The sequence below is a fragment of the Acinetobacter halotolerans genome, from assembly GCF_004208515.1.
GTDB classification, from domain to species: Bacteria; Pseudomonadota; Gammaproteobacteria; order Pseudomonadales; family Moraxellaceae; genus Acinetobacter; species Acinetobacter halotolerans.
The window spans coordinates 46,386-52,912 of record NZ_SGIM01000017.1 but is presented as its reverse complement, the minus strand read 5'-3'; the positions used below and the strand labels follow the sequence as shown (position 1 = coordinate 52,912).

Sequence of the window (6,527 nt, the reverse complement as noted above, 5' to 3'; positions counted from 1 at the left end):
CAAACATTTCCTTTTGCTTGTTTCTTTTTTCTACTAATTTGATGCTTTCGTTGTTTTTATCATCTATCTATGTATAAAAAGCAGGCTCAAGGCCTGCTTTTTATTGTTTTTATTTCGATTTAATCAGTGAAAGTCACACGTGCAATCGCTTTTTTACCAGATTGGATAATCAAAGTGACATTCTCTTTTACAGAGAAACTCATATCGACCACATTCCAATCCACTTTAACTGCACCACGACCAACCGCATCTTTTGCTGCCGCCGCATTCGCGTTTAAACCTGCCACACGCAAAATCGTTGCAATAAATAACTCGCCACCAAACTCACCACGTGAGATGGTCACTTCAGGCGTATCTTCTGGTACTTCACCTTCAGTAACACGGTTACCTGCACTCTTATGTGCATTTTCAGCAGCTTCCGCATCATGGAAACGTTCGACCAGTTCAAGCGCTAAGATACGTTTGATTTCCTGCGGATTACGCCCTGCCGCCATTTCATCAAGCAAAACTTTGATTTCATCCAGTGATTTAAAGCTAAGCAAATCAAAGTAACGTTCAATCAAGCTATCTGGCATCGACAAGATTTTTTGGTACATCGCACCCGGTGTGTCAAATACACCAATATAATTACCCAAAGATTTAGACATTTTATTCACGCCATCTAAACCTTCAAGAATCGGCACAGTGATGCAGACTTGTGATTCTTGACCATAGCGACTTTGTAAAGTACGCCCCATCAGCAAGTTAAAAGTTTGGTCTGTTCCACCTAACTCCACATCCGCCTCAAGTGCAATTGAGTCATAACCTTGCACCAAGGGATATAGGAATTCGTGAATCGCGATAGGCTGGTGGTTGTTATAGCGCTTGGTAAAGTCATCACGCTCTAACATACGTGATACGGTTTGCTGGCTCGCCAATTGAATTAAATCAGCCGCAGTTCTTTGATTAAACCACTCTGAGTTAAAACGTACTTTGGTTTTATTCGGATCTAAAATTTTAAAAACTTGTTCTTGATAGGTTTTGGCATTCGCTTCAACTTGTTCACGAGACAACGGCGGACGTGTCGCACTTTTCCCAGACGGGTCACCAATCATCGCGGTATAGTCACCAATCAAGAACGTAACCTCATGTCCCAAATCTTGAAAAGTTTTAAGCTTATTAATCAGTACCGTATGCCCTAAGTGTAAATCAGGGGCTGTTGGGTCAAAGCCTGCTTTTACACGGAGTGGACGATTCTCTTTGAGCTTTTTCAGTAAATCTTCTTCAGAAATAATCTCGTGCGTGCCTCGTTGAATGAGAGCAAGCTGTTCTTCGGCTGGCAAGAAATTTGACATCACAAAACCTAAACACATCAGTTATTCAATTTGTGCGATATACTAACATTTTTTCAGCATCTTGCAGGGGAAGTTGTATATGAGCGCAATCTATATTGGTGTAATGACAGGCACAAGCATGGATGGTGTTGATATTGTTGCAACTTCATTTGAGCCTTTAACCGTACACGCCACCTTAACAGTGCCATTTGAGCCTGAATTACGCGATGAACTGATGGCCTTAACGCTACCAGACGATAACGAAATAGATCGTATGGGAAAAGCCGATGTCGCTTTGGCAAAAATGATCGGCTCAGGGATTAATGAGCTGATTGAAAAAAATCAATTGGATCGAACTCAAATAAAAGCAATTGGTTCACATGGTCAGACCATTCGCCATCGTCCTGAATATGGTTTTACCCTACAAATTGGTGATCCGAATCTCATTACTGAAATCACTCAGCTGCCTGTTATTTCCGATTTTCGTCGACGTGATATGGCTGCTGGTGGACAAGGTGCACCGTTAGTCCCAGCATTCCATCAAGCGTTATTTCAACATGACAGTATCCATCGCGTTATTTTGAACTTAGGTGGTATCGCCAATGTCAGCATGCTGCCTGCCAACAATCCAGATGCTGTGTATGGCTTTGATACAGGTCCTGCCAACATTCTCATGGATGCGTGGTGTCATCGTCATACCGGACATCCCTATGATGAAAATGGCGATTGGGCTGCGTACGGGCAACCGATTCGGTCGCTACTTGATCGTTTACAAACACATGAATATTTTTCTAAAGAGCCACCAAAAAGCACGGGGCGTGAAGACTTTAATCTTGAATGGTTAGATGATCAAATTAGTGATTGGCGCAATGATCTCGAATACGAAGAACTCGAAGATACACCTGAGAATATCCAAGCCACGCTAATGAAACTGACCACACGAGCCATTAAGAAAGCAATTTATCGCAGCAAAGACTTGATGCCGACAGGTGAAGTCTATGTGTGTGGTGGCGGGGCTTATAACTCATTTCTGCTTGAACAATTACGCTGGCGCTTACGTAAACATAATTGGTCAGTGCAAACAACTGATGTGCTTGGTTTAGCACCCACGTGGGTCGAAGCAACCGCTTTTGCTTGGTTGGCAATGCGCTTCGTTGAACAGCTCAGTGGCAATCTACCAACCGTCACAGGCGCATCAGGTGATCGTATTTTAGGTACGATGACGGCAGTATAAGCAATAAAAAAGCTTCTCAATCGGAGAAGCTTTTTTGGGTATCAAGAATTTATTAGATCGAAAAAGATGACCCACATCCGCAAGTAGTCGTGGCATTCGGGTTTTGAATCACAAAACGAGAACCTTCCAGTCCTTCAAGATAATCAACCACTGAACCCACTAAATATTGATAGCTTAATGAGTCAACCAAAACTTTGACATCACCATTGCTGAACTCAGCATCATCTTCATTCACGCTTTCAGCAAAATTAAAGCCATAAGAGAAACCTGAACAACCGCCACCTGTGACATACACACGTAGCATGAGGTCATTATTCCCTTCACTTTCGCGCAATTGGCGAACTTTTTTGGCAGCATTATCTGACAATTCGAGAGCTTGGGCGTTCATGGTGGATATTCCTCAGACTTCAATACGTCTTTAACAAATTAAAAGACCCGATAATAAGTATAGCATACTCAATATCGGGTCTGTCTTTGAAGTTTAAAGTCCTGTTAATGACTTTTTACAAGATTATTTATAATTTTCATCCTGTAAACCACACTCAAAATTCTTAGCATCTTCACGACAACGGAATTGCCACAACAACTTCATCATGCGTTTGTCATAAATACCACGTTTAGTTAAATCAATACGGGCTTCCCGCATTAATTTTTGATAGCCTGGTTTGTCTGAAGCAGGGACTTCCATCCAGTATTTTTGTGGAATATCTGCTTTCATTTTGCCTAAAATATCAACCGCACGTGGCAATTGCGAACTAACCCATTGTCTGGATTTTTGCCCATACCCTTCTGGGAATTTATCGGAGCGAATAATAATATTACCCGTCACTTGTAAAATTGGATAATTCACAATTGCGCCTTTACTGCCCAAACCTTTATGCAGCTCCAAAGGTTTAAATGCTGCTGCTGGTGCGCCAATGATGTCCACTTGACCATTATTAAACTTGGCACCAAAGTTAGTGACATCTGAACTCACTGCCTGAGCACCGACTTGAGACGCCATAATTTTCTGGGCTTCATCATAGTCCAGAACCGCGATTTTCTTTCCTGCAGCTTTTGCAACCGTATTAATCTCGCGATCGTTGACCATCAGATAAGCATCACCAATCGGAATGACACCGACCACTTCATATTTACCATTGACCATTGCTTTAGCAAATGTCTGGCTCGATAAGCCTTGCATGACTTTGACTGCAAACTTTAAATTGGTAATTGCCCCAATGGCATCGAGTGAACCTGTAAAAGAGTTAAATTGACGACCACGCATCCCTGTAATACTGACAGCATCACATTTACCTGCTTTAAAATCCTCGGCGAGCACGGCTTCATTTTGTCCTACACGCAACTCAATGTCCGCACCCCATGCTTTTGATGCAAGCTGATAGTCTTTCATCAAAGCATAGACATCTCCGTTTTTTCCCACCAAATCAAACACGCAAAGTGTTTGTTTTGCTTGTGTGCTAAAAGAAATGGTTGCTACGCTCGAAGCGATTAAAAGTGTTTTAATCCATTGCATTTTATTTTTCCTTTTGCAGCTAGACTGATTGTTGTTGCTTAACATCAAAAATCAAAGAATAGTGATAGCACCTAATTAAAGCCACTCAAATGAATATATGTTTAACTTCATGGTGTTTCATCTTCCTGATTAAAACATATTTTTAAATCTGCACGATTTCATCTGATTTTTATATCTCTATGATTACGGTCTTTCTAAGTAAAGACAATGACTCAAATGACACAATGCAAAAAACAAAAAGCCTAGATAAATCTAGGCTTTAAGTATGATTTATAGCAATTAGTGATTATTCACCTGGCAATGCACACTCGAAGTTCGCTTTGTCAACTGAACAACGTGCTTTCTTCAATACAGACATCATGCTCGCATCGTAAATACCACGTTTGGTTAAATCCATACGACCATCACGTAGTAATTTTTGATATTTGAGCTTATCTTCATCACTTAATTTCATTTTGTATTTTGCTGGAATTTCAGCTTCTAAACGCTTGATCATTGCAAAAGCTTTCGGTAATTGCTTCACATGCCAATCACGAGATTTTTGACCAAAACCAGCTGGGAATTTTTCTGGACGAAGCACTAAATCAGCAGTTACATGTAATACTGGAAAGTCAAACATCGCGCCATTTGCACCCAAACCTTTGCTTAATTCTAATGGCTTATAAGCATAAGCTGGCGCACCAACCATGTCGACTTGACCATTGTTAAATTTCGCAGCAAAGTTTGAAATATCAGAAAGGACAGCTTGAGCACCTACGCGTTGTACCATGATTTTTTGTGCATCATCATAGCCCAATACCGCAAATTTCTTACCTGCTGCTTTTTCGATTGAGTTAATGTTCTTGTCACGTACAAAGATATACGCAGAACCAAGTGGTGCGATCCCACCGATTTCGTATTTGTTTCCGCCAAGATTGGTTGTCATTTTTGCAGCATTACGCGTATCTAGAACAAAAGTAATCGCACGTTGTGCAATTTCATTGCTGGTTACGCCACCTAACGAGTCAATTGAACCCGCAAATTTATTGTATGGGCGGGCACGCATTGATGTCATCGCAACCGCGTCACATTTACCCGCTTTAAAGTTGTTGTCTGCAACAGCTTCATCCGTCATTGCAACCAAGTTGACATCTGCACCCCAGCCTTTGGCTGCCAATGCCCAATCCTGCATCATTTTGTATGATTCACCAGATCTACCCAATAGATCAAATACACAAACTTCAACTTTATTTGCTTGCGCTGAAGCAGAAAAACCAACGATTGATGCGGTGATCGCAGCTAATGCAATTTTTTTCATTTTTTCATCCCTCTACAAACCAATGTGTCTGTACTCCTTGTTCAAAGCAAATATTAATCATGTTTTATGAAAAAAAATAGAGTTGTTACTCTATTTTTTGTGTCAATAATGCTATTTTTTGTCATTTTTTAACCAGTTTAATTTTACTCACCACTTAAAGAGCATTCAAAATTGGTCCTTTCAACGGTACACCGCGCCCGTTTGAGTACATTCATCATAGTGGCATCATACACACCCTGCTTGGTTAAATTCATACGCCCATCACGTAACATTTTCTGATAACGGACCTTATCCTCATTAGACAAAGTGATTCTTGCGGCATCCATGCCAGCCTCTAGGCGTTGCACCATTGCAAAATTAGCAGGTAACTTCTGCACGAACCACTGGCGAGATTGAATGGCAAACCCTGTCGGGAATTTTTCAGGACGAATGATCAAATCTCCCGTAATATTCACCACAGGGAAATTAAATAATGCGCCATTGCTCAAGCCTTTATTAATCTCTAAGGGCTTATAAGCATAAGCAGGGGCTGCAATCACATCGACCTGACCACGATTAAATTTCTGAACAAAGTCTGAAATATTCGAAGGCACAGCAATCAGGTTCATACTTTCAACAATGGTTTTTTGTGCTTGGTCATAATGCAAATAGGCAAATTTTTTGCCCTTGGCTTTTTCAATCGTATTAATATTTTTATCACGCACAAAAATATAAGCCAAACCGACTTGAATAATCCCTGCGACCTCAAATTTTTCGCCATTTAAAGTCGCAATAAGACGGTTCTGATTACGTTTATCGAGAACAAAAGAAATTGCCTTTTGAGCGATGGCATTACTGGTTACAGCCCCAACTGCATCAATAGAACCTGCAAATTTATTGTATTTTCGTGCTCGCATAGAGGTCATATACACGCCATCACACTTGCCAGCATCAAAATCACGTTCAGCTTTTTCCTCATCCTGATACGGAATAAGCTCAACGTCCGCTTGCCAGGTTTGAGCTGAAAGTCGCCACTCCTCAATCAGCTTATATGACTCTCCCGCCCGGCCTAATAAGTCGAATACACAAACTTTTTGTTTTGCTTGCACTTGCGTGGTCATGACGAATAGAGTCGCGGCACTCAATGCCCAAAATCCTTTTTTCATCTTGTTTTCCCTTATTTACTAT

General features: G+C 41.0%; 6 protein-coding genes. 1 reads left to right on the top strand and 5 read right to left on the bottom strand.

Annotated features, from left to right (window positions below):
* Positions 1–119: 119 nt before the first annotated feature.
* Positions 120–1,352, bottom strand: a complete 1,233-nt coding sequence (gene tyrS / locus EXE30_RS15060) for a tyrosine--tRNA ligase (RefSeq protein WP_130163106.1) — start codon at positions 1,350–1,352, stop codon at positions 120–122.
* A gap of 61 nt (positions 1,353–1,413) precedes the next feature.
* On the opposite strand from tyrS, the gene EXE30_RS15055 reads away from it, so the two are divergent.
* Positions 1,414–2,547: an anhydro-N-acetylmuramic acid kinase gene (locus EXE30_RS15055; RefSeq protein WP_130163105.1), complete on the top strand. Its 1,134-nt coding sequence runs from the start codon at positions 1,414–1,416 to the stop codon at positions 2,545–2,547.
* Positions 2,548–2,599: 52 nt separating this feature from the next.
* Here the strand turns inward: EXE30_RS15055 and erpA are convergent, their stop codons facing one another.
* The 4 genes from erpA to EXE30_RS15035 form a co-directional block, all read right to left on the bottom strand.
* Positions 2,600–2,935 (bottom strand): iron-sulfur cluster insertion protein ErpA, encoded by a 336-nt coding sequence (gene erpA, locus EXE30_RS15050; protein ID WP_130163104.1) that lies wholly within the window; start codon positions 2,933–2,935, stop codon positions 2,600–2,602.
* Positions 2,936–3,058: 123 nt separating this feature from the next.
* On the bottom strand, positions 3,059–4,063 hold the full coding sequence (locus EXE30_RS15045; protein WP_130163103.1) for a putative solute-binding protein: 1,005 nt from the start codon (positions 4,061–4,063) through the stop codon (positions 3,059–3,061).
* 286 nt (positions 4,064–4,349) lie between these two features.
* Entirely contained in the window at positions 4,350–5,360 is a 1,011-nt protein-coding gene (locus EXE30_RS15040; RefSeq protein ID WP_005194339.1) for a putative solute-binding protein, read from the bottom strand.
* A gap of 143 nt (positions 5,361–5,503) precedes the next feature.
* Positions 5,504–6,505, bottom strand: a complete 1,002-nt coding sequence (locus tag EXE30_RS15035) for a putative solute-binding protein (protein ID WP_130163102.1) — start codon at positions 6,503–6,505, stop codon at positions 5,504–5,506.
* Between the last annotated feature and the right edge of the window lie 22 nt (positions 6,506–6,527).